This window comes from Flavobacterium cerinum, assembly GCF_004028155.1.
Lineage (GTDB): Bacteria > Bacteroidota > Bacteroidia > Flavobacteriales > Flavobacteriaceae > Flavobacterium > Flavobacterium cerinum.
In genome coordinates, this window is record NZ_SBII01000002.1 from 156,060 (window position 1) to 171,833 (window position 15,774).

A 15,774-nucleotide genomic window follows, 5' to 3' on the forward strand; every position below is an offset into this window, starting at 1 on the left:
GAAATGGCTAGAGATTTAAAATATACAAGAAATATAGGAATTGCTGCTCACATTGATGCTGGTAAAACAACAACAACAGAGCGTATCCTTTTTTACACGGGTAAGTCACACAAAATTGGAGAAGTGCACGATGGTGCTGCTACAATGGACTGGATGGCTCAGGAGCAGGAAAGAGGTATTACAATTACTTCTGCCGCTACTACATGTACTTGGAGTTTTCCTACAGACCAAGGTAAGCCAATCCCAGAATCATTACCATATCATTTTAATATTATTGATACCCCAGGACACGTTGACTTTACAGTTGAGGTGAACCGTTCACTTAGGATTCTTGATGGTCTTGTTTTCCTTTTTAGTGCTGTTGATGGTGTTGAGCCACAGTCAGAAACTAACTGGAGACTTGCTGACAACTACCGAGTGCCGCGTATGGGCTTCGTTAATAAAATGGATAGACAAGGTTCTAACTTCTTGGCAGTTTGTCAGCAAGTAAGAGACATGCTTAAATCTAACGCGGTAGCTATAACTTTACCAATCGGTGAAGAAGAAGATTTTAAAGGTGTTGTAGACTTAGTAAAAAATCAGGCTATTGTTTGGCATGATGCTACTATGGGTGCTACTTTTGATATCGTGCCTATTCCTGCTGATATGGTTGATGAAGTTCGTGAATACAGAGCTGCTCTTATTGAAGCGGTTGCTGATTACGATGAGACTTTAATGGAGAAATTCTTTGTAGATGAAAACTCAATCACAGAAGACGAAATCAATGTTGCTTTGAGAAAAGCTACTATTGATATGTCAATCATTCCAATGATTTGTGGTTCTTCATTCAAAAATAAAGGTGTACAGTTTATGCTTGATGCAGTATGTAAATATCTTCCGTCTCCAATGGATAAAGAAGGTATTGCGGGTACAAACCCTGATACTGATGAAGAAATAATCCGTAAACCAAGTGTTACTGAGCCTTTTGCTGCTTTAGCATTTAAAATTGCTACTGACCCTTATGTTGGTCGTTTAGCATTCTTTAGGGCTTATTCTGGACGTCTAGATGCTGGTTCTTATGTATTGAACACGCGTTCTGGAAACAAAGAAAGAATCTCTCGTATTTACCAAATGCATGCTAACAAGCAAAACCCAATCGATTACATCGAAGCAGGTGATATTGGAGCGGCAGTAGGATTCAAGGATATCAAAACTGGAGATACATTGTGTGATGAAAAACATCCAATAGTATTAGAAAGTATGGATTTCCCTGCTCCGGTAATTGGTATTGCAATTGAGCCTAAAACAAAAGCTGACGTTGATAAGATGGGTATGGCTTTAGCAAAACTTGCTGAAGAAGATCCAACTTTCGTTGTTAAGACTGATGAGGCTTCAGGTCAAACGATTATATCAGGTATGGGTGAGCTTCACCTTGATATCCTTGTAGATCGTATGAGAAGAGAATTCAAAGTAGAGGTTAACCAAGGGGAACCTCAGGTTGAATATAAAGAAGCATTTACAAGATCTGCACAACACAGAGAAGTTTACAAAAAACAATCTGGTGGACGTGGTAAATTTGCTGATATCGTGTTTATTATTGAGCCGGCAGACGAAGGTGTTGTAGGTCTTCAGTTTATAAACAGTGTAAAAGGTGGTAACGTTCCTAAGGAATATATCCCTTCTATCGAGAAAGGCTTTAAAGCAGCTATGAAACATGGTCCTCTTGCAGGATATGAAGTAGATAGTTTAAAAGTAACTTTACTTGATGGATCTTTCCACCCTGTGGATTCTGATGCTCTTTCTTTCGAATTAGCTGCTAAAATGGGTTACAAAGAATCTGGCCGTGCTGCTGGAGCTGTTATCCTTGAGCCGATAATGAAAATGGAAGTTATTACTCCTGAAGAAAACATGGGTGATATCGTTGGTGATATCAACCGTCGTAGAGGTCAGGTTAATGACATGGGTGACAGGGCAGGTGCTAAGACTATCAAAGCAAACGTTCCTTTGTCAGAGATGTTTGGTTATGTTACTACTTTAAGAACATTATCTTCAGGTAGAGCTACATCAACAATGGAGTTTTCTCACTATGCTGAGACACCTTCAAATATATCAGAGGAAGTTATTAAAAAAGCTAAAGGCAACTCTTAATTCTAAAGAAAATGAGTCAAAAAATCAGAATAAAATTAAAATCTTACGATCACAGCCTGGTAGACAAGTCTGCTGAGAAGATCGTTAAAACTGTAAAAAGTACAGGTGCAGTTGTAACAGGACCTATTCCGTTACCTACACACAAAAAAATATTTACTGTACTACGTTCTCCACACGTAAACAAAAAATCAAGAGAGCAGTTTCAAGTAAGTTCTTACAAAAGACTTCTTGATATATATAGCTCTTCTTCTAAAACTATCGATGCTTTAATGAAATTAGAGCTTCCTAGTGGTGTAGAAGTTGAAATAAAAGTCTGAGTTATTAATTTAACTTATAAGATCTCCAAGGTATTTTTACCTTGGAGATTTTTTTTTCTGCTTTGGTAAAGCAGGGTTTAGTGTTATCGAAAAGTGTAATTTTTTGATATTGAATTAAATATTTTTAATTTATTTTAATTAATTTCTTGTAACTGTTTGATAATCTAAATTTAATAATTACTTTTGCACCCCTGTTTGGAGCATTCTGTTGTTTCAAATTGAAGGGAAATTAATAATTAATAACAATAATTTATGTCTGGGTTAATTGGTAGAAAAATCGGCATGACTAGTATTTTCGATGAAAACGGGAAAAACATTCCGTGTACAGTAATCGAAGCTGGACCATGCGTTGTTACCCAAGTCAGAACCAAAGAGGTTGACGGGTACGTTGCGTTACAGCTTGGTTTCGATGACAAAGCAGAAAAACATGCTACTAAAGCGGCTATAGGTCACTTTAAAAAAGCAGGTACGGTTGCTAAGAAAAAAGTCGTTGAATTCCAGGAGTTTGTAAGCGAGCACAAATTAGGTGATGTTATCAATGTAGATCTTTTCGCTGAAGGCGAATTTGTTGATGTACAGGGTGTGTCAAAAGGTAAAGGTTTCCAAGGGGTTGTTAAACGTCACGGTTTTGGTGGTGTTGGACAAGCTACCCATGGTCAGCATAACCGTTTGAGAGCGCCAGGTTCTGTAGGAGCATCATCATATCCTTCTCGTGTATTCAAAGGAATGCGCATGGCAGGAAGAATGGGCGGAGATAATGTAACAATTCAAAACCTTAGAGTTTTAAAAGTAGTGGCTGATAAGAACCTACTTGTTGTTAAGGGATGTGTTCCTGGACACAAAAACTCTTATGTAATCATTCAAAAGTAATGGAAGTAAAAGTATTAGATATCAACGGAAAAGAAACTGGCAGAACGATTACTCTTTCTGATTCAGTATTCGCAATTGAGCCTAATAAGCATGCTGTATACCTTGATGTTAAGCAATATTTAGCTAATCAAAGACAAGGTACTCACAAAGCTAAGGAAAGAGCTGAAGTAGCTGGAAGTACACGTAAGATCAAAAAGCAAAAAGGAACGGGTACAGCTCGTGCTGGTAGTGCTAAGAACCCTTTGTTTAAAGGTGGGGGTACAGTTTTCGGTCCAAGACCAAGAAGCTACTCTTTCAAACTAAACAAAAATCTTAAGCGTTTAGCTAGAAAATCTGCTCTTGCACTTAAAGCAAAAGAATCGAATTTAATAGTTGTAGAGAACTTCGAATTTGAAGCTCCAAGCACTAAAAAATTCATTAACGTTTTGAATGCTTTAGGGTTAGAAAATAAAAAATCTCTATTTGTGTTGGGTGATTCAAATAAAAATGTATATTTGTCGTCACGCAATTTAAAAGCTTCTAGTGTGGTAACTGTTTCAGAATTAAACACTTACGGAGTTTTAAACGCGAAAAGTTTAGTTCTTTTAGAGGGATCAATAGGAGAGATTGAAGAAAATTTAAGCAAATAATAGGGCTATGAGTATCATAATTAAACCTATCATTACTGAAAAAATAACTAAAGACGGTGAAATTTTTAACCGTTTTGGTTTTGTTGTTGACAAAAAAGCAAACAAAATCCAGATCAAAAATGCGGTTCAGGCTGCATACGGGATTACTGTTGTGGAAGTTAACACCATGAATTACAGGGCTGATAGATCGGTTAAATACACTAAGAGTGGTTTAATCAAAGGAAAGACAAATGCTTACAAAAAAGCAATTGTACAAGTACAAGAAGGAGAAACAATAGATTTTTACAATAATATCTAATAGAACAACATGTCAGTTAGAAAATTAAAACCTATTACCCCGGGTCAGCGTTTTAGAGTTGTTAATAGCTTTGACACTATTACAACTGATAAGCCGGAGCGTTCTTTGATCGCACCGAAAAAAAACTCTGGAGGTAGAAATAGTCAAGGAAAGATGACCATGCGTTATACGGGTGGTGGTCACAAACAAAAGTATCGTATCATCGATTTTAAAAGAGCTAAAGACGGAGTTCCGGCTACAGTGAAAACTATCGAGTACGATCCAAATCGTTCAGCATTTATTTCTCTATTATTTTATGCTGATGGTGCTAAGACTTATATCATAGCGCAAAACGGTTTACAAGTAGGACAAACTGTAGTTTCAGGTGCTGATTCAGCTCCGGAAATTGGTAATGCTTTACCTCTAAGTAAAATTCCTCTAGGAACTGTTATATCTTGTATTGAGTTACGTCCAGGTCAAGGAGCAGTTATTGCTCGTAGTGCTGGTACTTTTGCTCAGTTAATGGCGAGAGATGGAAAATATGCTACAATCAAAATGCCTTCAGGTGAAACAAGGTTAATCCTTTTAACTTGTACGGCTACAATTGGAGCGGTTTCTAACTCTGATCACCAATTGATCGTTTCTGGTAAAGCAGGTAGATCAAGATGGTTAGGTAGAAGACCAAGAACTAGACCGGTAGCGATGAACCCTGTCGATCACCCAATGGGTGGTGGTGAAGGACGTTCTTCTGGAGGTCACCCACGTTCAAGAAAGGGTATCCCGGCTAAAGGTTATAGAACTCGTTCTAAAGTTAACCCGAGTAATAAGTATATCGTAGAACGTAGAAAGAAATAATAAGTAAGATATGGCACGTTCATTAAAGAAAGGACCTTTCGTTCACTATAAGTTGGATAAGAAAGTTCAGGAAAATATCGAGAAAGGTAACAAAGGAGTAGTTAAGACTTGGTCTAGAGCTTCTATGATTACACCGGATTTTGTTGGACAGACTATTGCAGTACATAACGGTCGTCAATTCGTACCGGTTTACGTTACAGAGAATATGGTAGGTCATAAATTAGGAGAATTTTCACCTACACGATCTTTTAGAGGTCATGCTGGGGCAAAAAATAAAGGTAAAAAATAATCAGAAGCTATGGGAGTTCGTAAAAGAGAAAGAGCAGAGCAGACTAAAGAAGCTAACAAGCAAATCGCATTTGCTAAGCTTAATAACTGCCCTACTTCACCCAGAAAAATGCGCTTAGTTGCGGATTTAGTAAGAGGTCAGAAAGTAGAAATGGCTCTTAATATATTAAGATTCAGTTCAAAAGAAGCTTCTCGTAAACTTGAAAAATTGGTGCTTTCTGCTATCAACAATTGGCAGCAAAAGAACAGTGAGGAAAGCTTAGAGAATGCAGGCTTGTTTATAAAAGAGATCAGGGTAGACGGCGGAATGATGCTAAAAAGGCTTAGGCCAGCACCCCAAGGTCGTGCACACAGGATCAGAAAACGCTCTAATCACGTTACTATCGTGTTAGGGGCTATTAACAATAACACACAAAGCAATTCATAAACAGTATGGGACAAAAAACAAATCCAATAGGAAATCGCCTTGGTATCATCAGGGGCTGGGATTCTAACTGGTATGGTGGAAATGACTACGGCGATAAACTTGCTGAAGATCACAAAATCAGAAAGTATATCCATGCCCGTTTATCTAAAGCAAGTGTGTCTAAGGTAATCATCGAGAGAACTCTTAAACTTGTAACCGTTACTATTACTACTGCAAGACCTGGTATCATTATCGGGAAAGGTGGTCAGGAAGTAGACAAGTTAAAAGAAGAACTTAAGAAAATTACAGACAAAGAGGTTCAAATCAACATCTTTGAAATCAAAAGACCTGAGCTTGATGCTTACTTAGTAGGTACAAGTATTGCTCGTCAGATTGAAAGCCGTATCTCTTACAGAAGGGCTATCAAAATGGCTATCGCTGCTGCTATCCGTATGAATGCGGAAGGTATTAAAGTGATGATTTCAGGCCGTTTAAACGGTGCTGAGATGGCACGTTCAGAAATGTTCAAAGAAGGAAGAATTCCTCTATCAACTTTCAGAGCTGACATTGATTATTCACTAGCTGAAGCTCATACTACTTATGGTAGAATGGGTATCAAAGTGTGGATTATGAAAGGTGAGGTTTATGGAAAAAGAGATCTTTCCCCGTTAGTAGGTATGGATAAAAAACAATCCAAATCTTCAGGATCTCAGGACCGTCCACAAGGAAGACCAAACGGTCGTCCTAATGGTGACAAACCAAACCAACGCAAAAGAAAGTAATTATTTTAAACTAAAGAAAAATGTTACAGCCTAAAAGAACAAAATACCGTAAGGTACAGAAAGGTAAGATGAAGGGCGTGTCTCAAAGAGGCCACGAACTTTCTAATGGAATGTTTGGTATTAAATCTTTAGATTCATCTTTTATTACTTCCCGCCAAATTGAGGCTGCCCGTATCGCGGCAACTCGTTTTATGAAAAGGGAAGGTCAATTATGGATTAAAATTTTCCCGGATAAACCAATCACCAAAAAACCTCTAGAGGTACGTATGGGTAAAGGTAAAGGTGCAGTTGAATTTTGGGCTGCAGTAGTTAAACCCGGAAGAATTATGTTTGAAGTAGGAGGAGTACCTTTGTCAGTAGCTAAAGAGGCATTACGCCTGGCTGCTCAAAAGCTTCCTGTAAAAACTAAGTTTATTGTTGCCAGAGATTTCGAAGCATAATCAAAATTTATTATGAAACAATCAGAAATTAAAGATCTATCTGCAGCTGAGTTACAAGGTAAACTTGGTGAATTAAGAAAAACATATGCCGACCTAAAAACAGCTCATGCTATTTCTCCAATCGAGAATCCGTTACAGATTAGAACCCTAAGAAGGTCTATTGCGAGAGTAGCCACTGAGATAAGCAAAAGAGAGTTACAATAATTGTAGTCTGCAAGATGGAAAAAAGAAATTTAAGAAAAGAGCGAGTAGGTGTTGTTACAAGCAACAAAATGGAGAAATCCATAGTTGTATCTGAAACAAGAAGAGTAAAACACCCGTTATACGGTAAGTTCGTGTTGAAAACAAAGAAATATGTTGCACACGACGAAACAAACGACTGTAACATTGGAGATACAGTAAAGATCATGGAAACACGACCTTTAAGTAAGTCTAAATGTTGGAGATTAGTTGAAATCATTGAAAGAGCGAAGTAATTATGGTACAACAGGAATCAAGACTAAAAGTAGCAGACAACACAGGAGCAAAGGAAGTTTTAACTATCCGTGTTCTTGGAGGAACGAAAAGACGTTATGCCTCTGTTGGAGATAAAATTGTAGTTTCTATTAAAGATGCAACACCTAACGGTAACGTTAAAAAAGGTGCTGTTTCAACTGCAGTTGTTGTACGTACCAAAAAAGAAGTGAGAAGAGCCGACGGTTCATACATCAGATTTGACGATAACGCTTGCGTATTGTTAAACGCTGCTGGTGAAATGAGAGGAACTCGTGTTTTTGGTCCGGTAGCAAGAGAACTTCGTGAAAAACAATTCATGAAAATTGTATCATTAGCACCAGAAGTGCTTTAATTGTTATAAGATGATAAAGCTAAAGATAAAATCAGGAGACACAGTAAGAGTAAATGCTGGAGACCATAAAGGTTCTGAAGGTAAAGTACTACGTGTTCTTCGCGAGAAAAACAAAGCGATAGTTGAGGGTGTTAACATGGTGTCTAAACACACTAAGCCAAGCGCTAAAAACCCTCAAGGAGGTATCGTGAAGAAAGAAGCTCCAATTCATATTTCAAACCTTGCTCTTGTAGACCTTAAAACTAAGGAAACTACTAAGACTGGTGTTAGAAAAGAAGGAGATAAGAACGTGAGATTTTCAAAAAAATCTAATCAAGTATTATAGTGATGGCTTACATACCAAGATTAAAAGAAGAATATAAGAGTAGGGTTGTCCCTGCTCTTAGAGAAGAGTTCGGTTACAAAAACGTAATGATGGTTCCAAAACTTGAAAAAATCGTTTTAAGCCGTGGAGTTGGTGCAGCTGTATCGGATAAGAAATTAATCGATTATGCAGTTGATGAGTTAACAAAAATTACTGGCCAAAAAGCTGTATCTACCATTTCTAAGAAAGACGTTGCGTCTTTCAAACTTAGAAAAGGTATGCCAATTGGAGCTAAAGTAACTTTACGTGGTGAAAGAATGTACGAATTCCTTGATAGGCTGGTTACATCTTCACTTCCACGTGTAAGAGATTTTGGTGGAATTAAGGCTACAGGTTTTGACGGTAGAGGTAATTATAACCTAGGTGTTACTGAACAAATCATTTTCCCTGAAATTGATATTGATAAAGTTAACAAAATCTCAGGTTTAGATATTACATTTGTAACTTCTGCACAAACCGATAAAGAAGCGAAGTCATTATTAGCAGAATTAGGTTTACCTTTTAAAAAGAATTAAGTTATGGCTAAAGAATCAATGAAAGCCCGTGAGGTAAAAAGACAGGCTATGGTTGCTAAGTATGCTGATAAAAGAAAAGCTTTATTAGAGGCTGGAGATTATGAAGGCTTACAAAAATTACCAAAAAATGCTTCTCCTGTTCGTTTGCACAATCGTTGCAAGCTTACTGGAAGACCTAGAGGTTACATGCGCCAGTTTGGTATTTCACGTGTTACATTTCGTGAAATGGCAAACAATGGTTTGATCCCTGGAGTTAGAAAGGCAAGCTGGTAAAAAAAAGAATTATAAATTGGTTTCAGGTTCGGCCTTAAACAGGCCGAAAACCGTGACCGCAAATTAATAAATATGTATACAGATCCTATAGCAGATTTTTTAACAAGAGTTAGAAATGCAGTAAGAGCTAATCACAAAGTGGTTGAAATTCCTGCATCAAATCTTAAAAAAGAAATCACTAAGATTTTATTCGACCAAGGATATATTTTAAGTTACAAATTTGAGGACAACTCTGTACAGGGTACAATCAAAATAGCTCTTAAGTATGATAAGGATACTAAAGAGTCAGTAATTAAAGATATCCAGAGAATTAGTAAACCAGGTTTACGTAAATATGCGGGTGCTTCTAACCTGCCAAGAATCCTTAACGGATTAGGCATTGCTATTGTTTCTACATCACAAGGTTTGATGACAGGAAAACAAGCAAAACAACTTAACGTTGGTGGTGAAGTAATCTGTTACGTATACTAACTAATAAAAAGACTTATACGATGTCAAGAATAGGTAAAAATCCAATCGCAATACCTGCTGGGGTAACCGTAGAGGTTAACGGTAATGTTGTTACGGTTAAAGGTAAAAAAGGTCAACTTACTCAAGACTTTACAGATGTTGCTGTAAAAGTTGAAGAAGGCCAGGTTTTAGTGGAAAGATTTTCAGATCATAAAGATGAAAGATCTAAACACGGTTTGTACAGGTCACTTATCAATAACATGATTATTGGTGTGACTGAAGGCTTTACCAAAGATTTAGAATTGGTAGGAGTAGGTTATAGAGCTTCAAATCAAGGACAAAAATTAGATATTGCTCTTGGTTTCTCTCACAACATCGTTTTAGAAGTTGTGTCTGAAGTTACTGTTGAAACTGTATCAGAAAAAGGTAAAAACCCTATTATAAAATTAGCTTCGCACGATAAACAACTTTTAGGCCAGGTTGCAGCAAAGATTAGATCTTTCCGTAAGCCTGAACCATACAAAGGAAAAGGAGTTAAATTTGTAGGTGAAGTATTGAGAAGAAAAGCAGGTAAATCAGCTTAAAAATTAAGACTATGTCATTAAACAAATCTGAAAGAAGACAAAGAATTAAGTTCAGAATCAGAAAGATTGTAAGCGGAACTGCTGCTCAGCCAAGACTTTCTGTTTTCAGGAGCAATAAAGAAATCTATGCGCAAGTCATAGATGATGTAAACGGTGTAACTTTAGCAGCTGCCTCTTCAAGAGACAACGGCGTTACAAAAGGAACTAACATAGAAACTGCTGCGGCTGTTGGAAAACTTATCGCAGAGAAAGCTTTGAAAGCCGGTATTGATACTATCTCTTTTGATAGAGGTGGGTACCTTTACCACGGACGTGTTAAATCATTAGCTGAAGGCGCAAGAGAAGCCGGACTTAAATTCTAAGAAAAATTATGTATCATAATTATAAAAACGTAGAACTTGTAAAACCAAGCGGTCTTGAACTTAAAGATCGTTTGGTAAGTGTAAATCGTGTTACTAAAGTTACAAAAGGTGGTAGAGCTTTCGGCTTTTCTGCAATTGTAGTTGTAGGCGACGAGAATGGTGTAGTAGGTCACGGTCTTGGTAAATCTAAAGATGTATCCGAAGCTATCGCTAAGGCAGTAGAAGATGCTAAGAAGAACTTGGTAAGAATACCACTTTCCGGCCAGTCTGTACCTCACGAACAAAAAGGTAAATTTGGTGGTGCGAGAGTATTACTAATGCCAGCCTCTCACGGTACCGGAGTTATTGCCGGTGGTGCTGTTCGTTCAGTTCTTGAGTCTGTAGGTATACACGATGTATTATCTAAATCTCAGGGTTCATCAAACCCTCACAATGTTGTTAAAGCTACTTTTGACGCTTTACTTCAAATGAGAAGCGCTGTGACTGTTGCGAAACAAAGAGGTGTTTCTTTAGAAAAAGTATTCAAAGGTTAATTCACAAGGAAATCATGGCAAAAATTAAAGTAAAACAAGTAAAGAGCAAAATCAACTGTCCTCAAACACAAAAGAGAACACTTGAGTCTTTAGGTCTTCGAAAACTAGGACAAGTTGTTGAACACGATGCAACTCCTGCTATCCTTGGAATGGTAAACAAAGTTAAACACTTAGTTTCTGTAGAAGAAACTAAATAACAAAATACACTCATGGATTTAAGTAACTTACAACCGGCTGAAGGGTCAGTTCACAACAAAAACAAAAGACTAGGTAGAGGAGAAGGTTCTGGCAAAGGCGGTACTGCTGCACGTGGCCACAAAGGAGCTAAATCTCGTTCTGGTTATTCTAAGAAAATTGGTTTTGAAGGTGGACAGATGCCACTACAAAGACGTGTACCTAAGTTTGGTTTTAAAAACATCAATCGCAAGGAATATGAAGGTGTTAACCTTGACACGCTTCAGGCTCTTGTAGACAACGGAATTGTAACAGACACTGTAGATTTTACAGTATTTGTTGAAAACCGTCTGGCTACAAAAAATGAAATGGTAAAGATATTAGGAAGAGGAGAGCTTAAGGCAAAACTAAAAGTAACTGCTCACAAATTTACTGCAACTGCAAAAGCGGCTATTGAGGCTGCTGGCGGAGAAGCGGTAACTTTATAATCTTTACAACCATATGAAAAAATTTTTCGAAGCGTTTGCCAATGTCTGGAAGATAGAAGAACTAAAAAATAGAATTTTAGTAACTTTAGGTTTGTTGCTTGTGTACCGTTTTGGTGCACATGTAACCCTACCGGGTATTGATGCTACTCAATTGAACAAATTATCAGATCAAACCCAAGAAGGTATTGGCTGGCTTATCGATGTATTTACAGGTGGTGCGTTCTCGCAAGCATCTGTATTTGCATTGGGTATCATGCCATATATTTCTGCTTCGATCGTAGTACAGTTAATGGGTATCGCGGTACCTTACCTGCAAAAACTACAAAAAGAAGGAGAAAGCGGCAGGAAAAAAATTAATCAGATCACCCGTTGGTTAACCATTGCTATTACGCTGGTACAAGGGCCTGGTTATATTTATAACCTGTACAGGACATTGCCGCAAGAGGCCTTTTTGTTAAGCTCTGATTCTTTTCCATTCCTATTCTCTTCTGTAGTAATATTAACAACAGGTACCATTTTCGCAATGTGGCTTGGTGAAAAAATTACAGATAAGGGTATTGGAAACGGTATATCTCTATTAATTTTAGTAGGTATTATCGCAAGGATGCCACAGGCTTTCATTCAGGAGTTTACTTCTGTAGTTACAGAAAACAATGGAGGTCCTTTAAAGCTGCTTCTTGAAATTGTAATATGGCTAGCTATTATTATTGCATGTATCTTATTGATCATGGCAGTAAGAAAAATACCGGTACAATATGCAAGACGTACTGCATCCGGCGATTTTGAACAGGACATGATGGGAGGAAACAGGCAATGGATACCGTTAAAGCTTAATGCTTCGGGGGTTATGCCTATAATCTTTGCCCAGGCTATTATGTTCATACCTGCAGCATTAGCAGGACTTTCAAAGTCTGACACAGCTCAAACTGTCACTTCGCAATTCCAGAATGTGTTCGGTTTAGCGTACAATGTAGTTTTTGCTTTATTAATTATAATTTTTACGTACTTTTACACCGCGATTACGGTGCCTACAAATAAAATGGCTGACGATCTTAAAAGGAGCGGAGGTTTTATACCAGGCGTAAGGCCAGGTGTAGAAACTGGAGACTATCTTGACAGAATTATGTCATTGATTACTTTCCCTGGCTCATTGTTCTTAGCATTAATTGCCGTGTTCCCGGCAGTAGTGGTGAGTTTTGGAGTTCAGTCACAGTGGGCGTTGTTTTATGGTGGTACATCACTGTTAATTATGGTTGGGGTTGCAATCGATACCATTCAGCAAATAAATTCATATCTGTTGAATAGGCATTATGACGGTTTGATGAAGAGTGGTAAGAATAGAAAAGCAGTAGCTTAAAAATTTTTATGGCAAAACAATCAGCAATAGAACAAGACGGATCAATCATCGAAGCATTATCAAATGCGATGTTCCGTGTTGAATTAGAAAACGGGCATATAGTAATTGCTCACATTTCAGGAAAGATGCGTATGCATTATATCAAATTATTACCTGGTGATAAAGTGAAACTGGAAATGAGCCCTTACGATTTGTCCAAAGCAAGAATTACTTATAGATACTAAAGCTATTAATAATGAAAGTAAGAGCGTCAGTTAAGAAAAGAAGTGCCGAGTGCAAAATTGTACGTAGAAAAGGCAGATTATATGTTATTAACAAAAAGAATCCTAGATTTAAACAAAGACAAGGATAATTATGGCAAGAATTGCAGGGGTAGACATACCTAAAAACAAAAGAGGAATCATTGCTTTAACTTATATCTTCGGTATTGGTAGAAGCAGATCTAAAGAAATTTTAGAGAAAGCTCAGGTTAGCGAAGACAAAAAAGTTCAAGATTGGAATGATGATGAGATCAGTGCTATTCGTGAGGCTGTATCTTACTTCAAAATTGAAGGTGAACTTCGTTCTGAAATCCAGTTAAACATCAAACGTTTAATGGATATCGGATGTTACAGAGGAATCCGTCACAGATCTGGTCTTCCGTTAAGAGGACAAAGAACTAAGAATAACTCGAGGACTAGAAAAGGTAAGAGAAAAACTGTTGCTAACAAGAAAAAAGCAACTAAATAATAAGTAGTATGGCTAAAGCGAGTACAAAAAAACGTAAAGTTATTGTAGAATCTACAGGCGAGGCTCATATTAGCGCAACTTTTAATAACATCATCATTTCTTTGACAAACAAAAAAGGTGAAGTTATTTCTTGGTCATCTGCAGGTAAAATGGGCTTCAGAGGTTCTAAAAAGAACACTCCGTATGCAGCTCAAATGGCAGCAGAAGATTGTAGCAAAGTTGCTATAGAAGCTGGTCTTAAGAAAGTAAAAGTTTACGTTAAAGGTCCTGGAAATGGTAGAGAATCTGCTATCAGGTCCCTTCATAATGGAGGAATTGAAGTTACAGAGATTATCGATGTAACTCCACTACCGCACAACGGTTGCCGCCCTCCAAAAAGAAGAAGAGTTTAATTTTTTTATTTTATAGTATAACCCAAACAGGAGCAAGGATTATCGGAGGATATGACCTGAATTCATAATCCCCTGTTTATTAATTTTTAGAAATGGCAAGATATACTGGTCCAAAAACTAAGATCGCCCGTAAATTCGGCGAGGCGATATTCGGAGACGATAAAGCTTTCGAAAGAAGAAGTTACCCACCTGGACAACACGGACAGGCTAAAAAAAGAGGTAAAAAATCTGAATATGCTGTTCAGCTAATGGAAAAGCAGAAAGCTAAATATTCTTACGGAATTCTTGAAAAACAATTCAGGAACCTGTTTGAAAAAGCTGCTGCATCAAAAGGTGTAACTGGTGAAATCCTTTTGCAACTTTGCGAAGCTAGACTTGACAACGTGGTATACAGAATGGGAATTGCACCTTCAAGAAGAGCTGCAAGACAAATTGTATCACACAGACATATTACAGTAAACGGTGAAGTGGTAAACATTCCATCTTACCACCTTAAACCGGGTGATAAAGTAGCTGTTCGTGAGAAATCTAAATCTCTTGAGGCAATAGAACGCTCTCTATCTAATTCTTCTCATGTATATGAGTGGATGACTTGGAACAACGATACTAAAGAAGGTACTTTTGTTTCAGTACCTGCCAGGCTTCAAATCCCGGAAAACATCAAAGAACAACTAATCGTTGAGTTGTATAACAAATAATAATTGACATTAGTCGAAATATGGCAATATTTAATTTTCAAAAGCCCGATAAAGTTATCATGATCGATTCTACCGATTTCCAAGGTAAATTTGAATTTAGACCTTTGGAACCGGGATATGGACTGACTGTTGGTAACGCACTTAGAAGAGTTTTGCTTTCTTCACTGGAAGGTTATGCAATAACTTCAGTTCGAATTGAAGGAGTTGACCATGAATTTTCTACAATACCGGGAGTAGTTGAAGATGTTACAGAGATAATCCTGAACTTAAAACAAGTTCGTTTCAAACGTCAGATTGAAGACATCGATAACGAATCTGTTTCTGTATCTTTTACAGGAAAAGACCAGCTTACTGCAGGTGATTTCCAGAAGTTCATTTCAGGATTTCAGGTTTTAAACCCTGACTTCGTTCTTTTTAACATGGACAGCAAGATTAACATCAACCTTGAACTTACTATAGAGAAAGGTAGAGGTTATGTACCGGCAGAAGAAAACAAAAAGCAAAACGCAGCTATAGGAACTATTTTTACAGATTCAATTTTTACTCCGGTAAAGAATGTAAAATATGCAATAGAAAACTTTCGTGTTGAGCAAAAAACCGACTACGAAAAATTGGTTTTTGAAATTATAACCGATGGTTCTATTCATCCTAAAGAAGCGCTTACTGAGGCAGCAAAAACTCTGATTCATCACTTTATGCTGTTCTCTGATGAAAGAATAACACTTGAGGCCGATGAAATAGCACAAACAGAATCGTATGACGAAGAGTCATTACATATGAGACAATTGCTTAAAACTAAGCTTGTTGATATGGACCTTTCTGTAAGGGCATTAAATTGTTTAAAAGCGGCTGAAGTTGATACGTTAGGAGACTTGGTATCGTTCAATAAAAATGACTTAATGAAGTTCCGTAATTTTGGTAAGAAATCGTTGACTGAGCTTGACGAACTTGTTGCTTCTAAAAATTTACACTTCGGAATGGACTTAACGAAATATAAATTAGATAAAGAATAATTCT

At 37.3% G+C, this 15,774-nt stretch carries 29 protein-coding genes; all 29 read left to right on the top strand.

Annotated elements, in window-relative coordinates:
• The first annotated feature begins 3 nt into the window (after positions 1–3).
• Positions 4–2,127: an elongation factor G gene (fusA, locus tag EPI11_RS03595; RefSeq protein WP_128388591.1), complete on the top strand. Its 2,124-nt coding sequence runs from the start codon at positions 4–6 to the stop codon at positions 2,125–2,127.
• An 11-nt stretch (positions 2,128–2,138) separates the two neighbouring features.
• Positions 2,139–2,444, top strand: a complete 306-nt coding sequence (gene rpsJ, locus EPI11_RS03600; protein ID WP_128388592.1) for a 30S ribosomal protein S10 — start codon at positions 2,139–2,141, stop codon at positions 2,442–2,444.
• A 252-nt stretch (positions 2,445–2,696) separates the two neighbouring features.
• Positions 2,697–3,314: a 50S ribosomal protein L3 gene (gene rplC / locus EPI11_RS03605; protein ID WP_128388593.1), complete on the top strand. Its 618-nt coding sequence runs from the start codon at positions 2,697–2,699 to the stop codon at positions 3,312–3,314.
• On the top strand, positions 3,314–3,943 hold the full coding sequence (gene rplD, locus EPI11_RS03610; protein WP_128388594.1) for a 50S ribosomal protein L4: 630 nt from the start codon (positions 3,314–3,316) through the stop codon (positions 3,941–3,943). The genes rplC and rplD overlap by 1 nt, the downstream gene beginning before the upstream one ends.
• Positions 3,944–3,950: 7 nt before the next feature.
• Complete coding sequence (rplW, locus tag EPI11_RS03615; RefSeq protein WP_128388595.1) at positions 3,951–4,241, top strand: 50S ribosomal protein L23; 291 nt, start codon at positions 3,951–3,953, stop codon at positions 4,239–4,241.
• Positions 4,242–4,250: 9 nt separating this feature from the next.
• Positions 4,251–5,075 carry a 50S ribosomal protein L2 gene (gene rplB / locus EPI11_RS03620; protein WP_128388596.1) on the top strand — a complete coding sequence of 275 codons (825 nt, stop codon included), beginning with the start codon at positions 4,251–4,253 and terminating at the stop codon, positions 5,073–5,075.
• A 10-nt stretch (positions 5,076–5,085) separates the two neighbouring features.
• Positions 5,086–5,364 carry a 30S ribosomal protein S19 gene (rpsS, locus tag EPI11_RS03625; protein WP_014085019.1) on the top strand — a complete coding sequence of 93 codons (279 nt, stop codon included), beginning with the start codon at positions 5,086–5,088 and terminating at the stop codon, positions 5,362–5,364.
• A 9-nt stretch (positions 5,365–5,373) separates the two neighbouring features.
• Positions 5,374–5,790: a 50S ribosomal protein L22 gene (rplV, locus tag EPI11_RS03630; protein WP_128388597.1), complete on the top strand. Its 417-nt coding sequence runs from the start codon at positions 5,374–5,376 to the stop codon at positions 5,788–5,790.
• Positions 5,791–5,795: 5 nt separating this feature from the next.
• Positions 5,796–6,551 carry a 30S ribosomal protein S3 gene (rpsC, locus tag EPI11_RS03635; protein ID WP_128388598.1) on the top strand — a complete coding sequence of 252 codons (756 nt, stop codon included), beginning with the start codon at positions 5,796–5,798 and terminating at the stop codon, positions 6,549–6,551.
• A 20-nt stretch (positions 6,552–6,571) separates the two neighbouring features.
• Positions 6,572–6,991: a 50S ribosomal protein L16 gene (gene rplP, locus EPI11_RS03640; protein ID WP_128388599.1), complete on the top strand. Its 420-nt coding sequence runs from the start codon at positions 6,572–6,574 to the stop codon at positions 6,989–6,991.
• A 12-nt stretch (positions 6,992–7,003) separates the two neighbouring features.
• A complete protein-coding gene (gene rpmC, locus EPI11_RS03645) occupies positions 7,004–7,195 on the top strand; it encodes a 50S ribosomal protein L29 (protein ID WP_128388600.1) in 192 nt (63 codons plus the stop codon).
• A 14-nt stretch (positions 7,196–7,209) separates the two neighbouring features.
• On the top strand, positions 7,210–7,467 hold the full coding sequence (gene rpsQ / locus EPI11_RS03650; RefSeq protein ID WP_045968420.1) for a 30S ribosomal protein S17: 258 nt from the start codon (positions 7,210–7,212) through the stop codon (positions 7,465–7,467).
• Between the two features lie 2 nt (positions 7,468–7,469).
• Complete coding sequence (rplN, locus tag EPI11_RS03655; protein WP_007803649.1) at positions 7,470–7,838, top strand: 50S ribosomal protein L14; 369 nt, start codon at positions 7,470–7,472, stop codon at positions 7,836–7,838.
• 10 nt (positions 7,839–7,848) lie between these two features.
• On the top strand, positions 7,849–8,163 hold the full coding sequence (gene rplX, locus EPI11_RS03660) for a 50S ribosomal protein L24 (RefSeq protein ID WP_128388601.1): 315 nt from the start codon (positions 7,849–7,851) through the stop codon (positions 8,161–8,163).
• Between the two features lie 2 nt (positions 8,164–8,165).
• On the top strand, positions 8,166–8,717 hold the full coding sequence (gene rplE, locus EPI11_RS03665; RefSeq protein ID WP_128388602.1) for a 50S ribosomal protein L5: 552 nt from the start codon (positions 8,166–8,168) through the stop codon (positions 8,715–8,717).
• 3 nt (positions 8,718–8,720) lie between these two features.
• Positions 8,721–8,990 (top strand): 30S ribosomal protein S14, encoded by a 270-nt coding sequence (gene rpsN, locus EPI11_RS03670; protein WP_128388603.1) that lies wholly within the window; start codon positions 8,721–8,723, stop codon positions 8,988–8,990.
• A gap of 72 nt (positions 8,991–9,062) precedes the next feature.
• Positions 9,063–9,461: a 30S ribosomal protein S8 gene (rpsH, locus tag EPI11_RS03675; RefSeq protein WP_128388604.1), complete on the top strand. Its 399-nt coding sequence runs from the start codon at positions 9,063–9,065 to the stop codon at positions 9,459–9,461.
• Between the two features lie 20 nt (positions 9,462–9,481).
• Complete coding sequence (rplF, locus tag EPI11_RS03680; RefSeq protein WP_128388605.1) at positions 9,482–10,024, top strand: 50S ribosomal protein L6; 543 nt, start codon at positions 9,482–9,484, stop codon at positions 10,022–10,024.
• An 11-nt stretch (positions 10,025–10,035) separates the two neighbouring features.
• Positions 10,036–10,386, top strand: a complete 351-nt coding sequence (gene rplR, locus EPI11_RS03685) for a 50S ribosomal protein L18 (protein ID WP_128388606.1) — start codon at positions 10,036–10,038, stop codon at positions 10,384–10,386.
• Positions 10,387–10,394: 8 nt separating this feature from the next.
• Positions 10,395–10,919: a 30S ribosomal protein S5 gene (gene rpsE, locus EPI11_RS03690; RefSeq protein ID WP_128388607.1), complete on the top strand. Its 525-nt coding sequence runs from the start codon at positions 10,395–10,397 to the stop codon at positions 10,917–10,919.
• Between the two features lie 14 nt (positions 10,920–10,933).
• Entirely contained in the window at positions 10,934–11,116 is a 183-nt protein-coding gene (gene rpmD, locus EPI11_RS03695) for a 50S ribosomal protein L30 (protein WP_206619087.1), read from the top strand.
• A gap of 12 nt (positions 11,117–11,128) precedes the next feature.
• On the top strand, positions 11,129–11,581 hold the full coding sequence (rplO, locus tag EPI11_RS03700) for a 50S ribosomal protein L15 (protein ID WP_128388609.1): 453 nt from the start codon (positions 11,129–11,131) through the stop codon (positions 11,579–11,581).
• Between the two features lie 13 nt (positions 11,582–11,594).
• Entirely contained in the window at positions 11,595–12,938 is a 1,344-nt protein-coding gene (gene secY, locus EPI11_RS03705; RefSeq protein ID WP_128388610.1) for a preprotein translocase subunit SecY, read from the top strand.
• A gap of 8 nt (positions 12,939–12,946) precedes the next feature.
• Positions 12,947–13,162 carry a translation initiation factor IF-1 gene (gene infA / locus EPI11_RS03710; protein ID WP_007136545.1) on the top strand — a complete coding sequence of 72 codons (216 nt, stop codon included), beginning with the start codon at positions 12,947–12,949 and terminating at the stop codon, positions 13,160–13,162.
• A gap of 11 nt (positions 13,163–13,173) precedes the next feature.
• Positions 13,174–13,290 carry a type B 50S ribosomal protein L36 gene (gene ykgO, locus EPI11_RS03715; protein ID WP_073370549.1) on the top strand — a complete coding sequence of 39 codons (117 nt, stop codon included), beginning with the start codon at positions 13,174–13,176 and terminating at the stop codon, positions 13,288–13,290.
• A gap of 2 nt (positions 13,291–13,292) precedes the next feature.
• Positions 13,293–13,667, top strand: a complete 375-nt coding sequence (gene rpsM, locus EPI11_RS03720; protein ID WP_128388611.1) for a 30S ribosomal protein S13 — start codon at positions 13,293–13,295, stop codon at positions 13,665–13,667.
• An 8-nt stretch (positions 13,668–13,675) separates the two neighbouring features.
• Positions 13,676–14,059: a 30S ribosomal protein S11 gene (gene rpsK / locus EPI11_RS03725; RefSeq protein WP_128388612.1), complete on the top strand. Its 384-nt coding sequence runs from the start codon at positions 13,676–13,678 to the stop codon at positions 14,057–14,059.
• A gap of 92 nt (positions 14,060–14,151) precedes the next feature.
• Positions 14,152–14,757 carry a 30S ribosomal protein S4 gene (rpsD, locus tag EPI11_RS03730; RefSeq protein WP_128388613.1) on the top strand — a complete coding sequence of 202 codons (606 nt, stop codon included), beginning with the start codon at positions 14,152–14,154 and terminating at the stop codon, positions 14,755–14,757.
• Positions 14,758–14,777: 20 nt separating this feature from the next.
• On the top strand, positions 14,778–15,770 hold the full coding sequence (locus EPI11_RS03735) for a DNA-directed RNA polymerase subunit alpha (protein ID WP_128388614.1): 993 nt from the start codon (positions 14,778–14,780) through the stop codon (positions 15,768–15,770).
• Positions 15,771–15,774: the final 4 nt, after the last annotated feature.

Coding starts and splice junctions, on each gene's coding strand:
- rpsH (WP_128388604.1), top strand. CDS start 9,063: ATGTATACAGATCCTATAGCAGATTTTTTAACAAGAGTTAGAAATGCA.
- fusA (WP_128388591.1), top strand. CDS start 4: ATGGCTAGAGATTTAAAATATACAAGAAATATAGGAATTGCTGCTCAC.
- rplD (WP_128388594.1), top strand. CDS start 3,314: ATGGAAGTAAAAGTATTAGATATCAACGGAAAAGAAACTGGCAGAACG.
- rplO (WP_128388609.1), top strand. CDS start 11,129: ATGGATTTAAGTAACTTACAACCGGCTGAAGGGTCAGTTCACAACAAA.
- rplC (WP_128388593.1), top strand. CDS start 2,697: ATGTCTGGGTTAATTGGTAGAAAAATCGGCATGACTAGTATTTTCGAT.
- rplB (WP_128388596.1), top strand. CDS start 4,251: ATGTCAGTTAGAAAATTAAAACCTATTACCCCGGGTCAGCGTTTTAGA.
- rplP (WP_128388599.1), top strand. CDS start 6,572: ATGTTACAGCCTAAAAGAACAAAATACCGTAAGGTACAGAAAGGTAAG.
- ykgO (WP_073370549.1), top strand. CDS start 13,174: ATGAAAGTAAGAGCGTCAGTTAAGAAAAGAAGTGCCGAGTGCAAAATT.
- rpmC (WP_128388600.1), top strand. CDS start 7,004: ATGAAACAATCAGAAATTAAAGATCTATCTGCAGCTGAGTTACAAGGT.
- rpsQ (WP_045968420.1), top strand. CDS start 7,210: ATGGAAAAAAGAAATTTAAGAAAAGAGCGAGTAGGTGTTGTTACAAGC.
- rpmD (WP_206619087.1), top strand. CDS start 10,934: ATGGCAAAAATTAAAGTAAAACAAGTAAAGAGCAAAATCAACTGTCCT.
- rpsJ (WP_128388592.1), top strand. CDS start 2,139: ATGAGTCAAAAAATCAGAATAAAATTAAAATCTTACGATCACAGCCTG.
- rpsD (WP_128388613.1), top strand. CDS start 14,152: ATGGCAAGATATACTGGTCCAAAAACTAAGATCGCCCGTAAATTCGGC.
- rpsK (WP_128388612.1), top strand. CDS start 13,676: ATGGCTAAAGCGAGTACAAAAAAACGTAAAGTTATTGTAGAATCTACA.
- rplW (WP_128388595.1), top strand. CDS start 3,951: ATGAGTATCATAATTAAACCTATCATTACTGAAAAAATAACTAAAGAC.
- rpsC (WP_128388598.1), top strand. CDS start 5,796: ATGGGACAAAAAACAAATCCAATAGGAAATCGCCTTGGTATCATCAGG.
- rpsN (WP_128388603.1), top strand. CDS start 8,721: ATGGCTAAAGAATCAATGAAAGCCCGTGAGGTAAAAAGACAGGCTATG.
- secY (WP_128388610.1), top strand. CDS start 11,595: ATGAAAAAATTTTTCGAAGCGTTTGCCAATGTCTGGAAGATAGAAGAA.
- rpsE (WP_128388607.1), top strand. CDS start 10,395: ATGTATCATAATTATAAAAACGTAGAACTTGTAAAACCAAGCGGTCTT.
- rplX (WP_128388601.1), top strand. CDS start 7,849: ATGATAAAGCTAAAGATAAAATCAGGAGACACAGTAAGAGTAAATGCT.
- rplR (WP_128388606.1), top strand. CDS start 10,036: ATGTCATTAAACAAATCTGAAAGAAGACAAAGAATTAAGTTCAGAATC.
- EPI11_RS03735 (WP_128388614.1), top strand. CDS start 14,778: ATGGCAATATTTAATTTTCAAAAGCCCGATAAAGTTATCATGATCGAT.
- rplN (WP_007803649.1), top strand. CDS start 7,470: ATGGTACAACAGGAATCAAGACTAAAAGTAGCAGACAACACAGGAGCA.
- rplV (WP_128388597.1), top strand. CDS start 5,374: ATGGGAGTTCGTAAAAGAGAAAGAGCAGAGCAGACTAAAGAAGCTAAC.
- rplE (WP_128388602.1), top strand. CDS start 8,166: ATGGCTTACATACCAAGATTAAAAGAAGAATATAAGAGTAGGGTTGTC.
- infA (WP_007136545.1), top strand. CDS start 12,947: ATGGCAAAACAATCAGCAATAGAACAAGACGGATCAATCATCGAAGCA.
- rplF (WP_128388605.1), top strand. CDS start 9,482: ATGTCAAGAATAGGTAAAAATCCAATCGCAATACCTGCTGGGGTAACC.
- rpsS (WP_014085019.1), top strand. CDS start 5,086: ATGGCACGTTCATTAAAGAAAGGACCTTTCGTTCACTATAAGTTGGAT.
- rpsM (WP_128388611.1), top strand. CDS start 13,293: ATGGCAAGAATTGCAGGGGTAGACATACCTAAAAACAAAAGAGGAATC.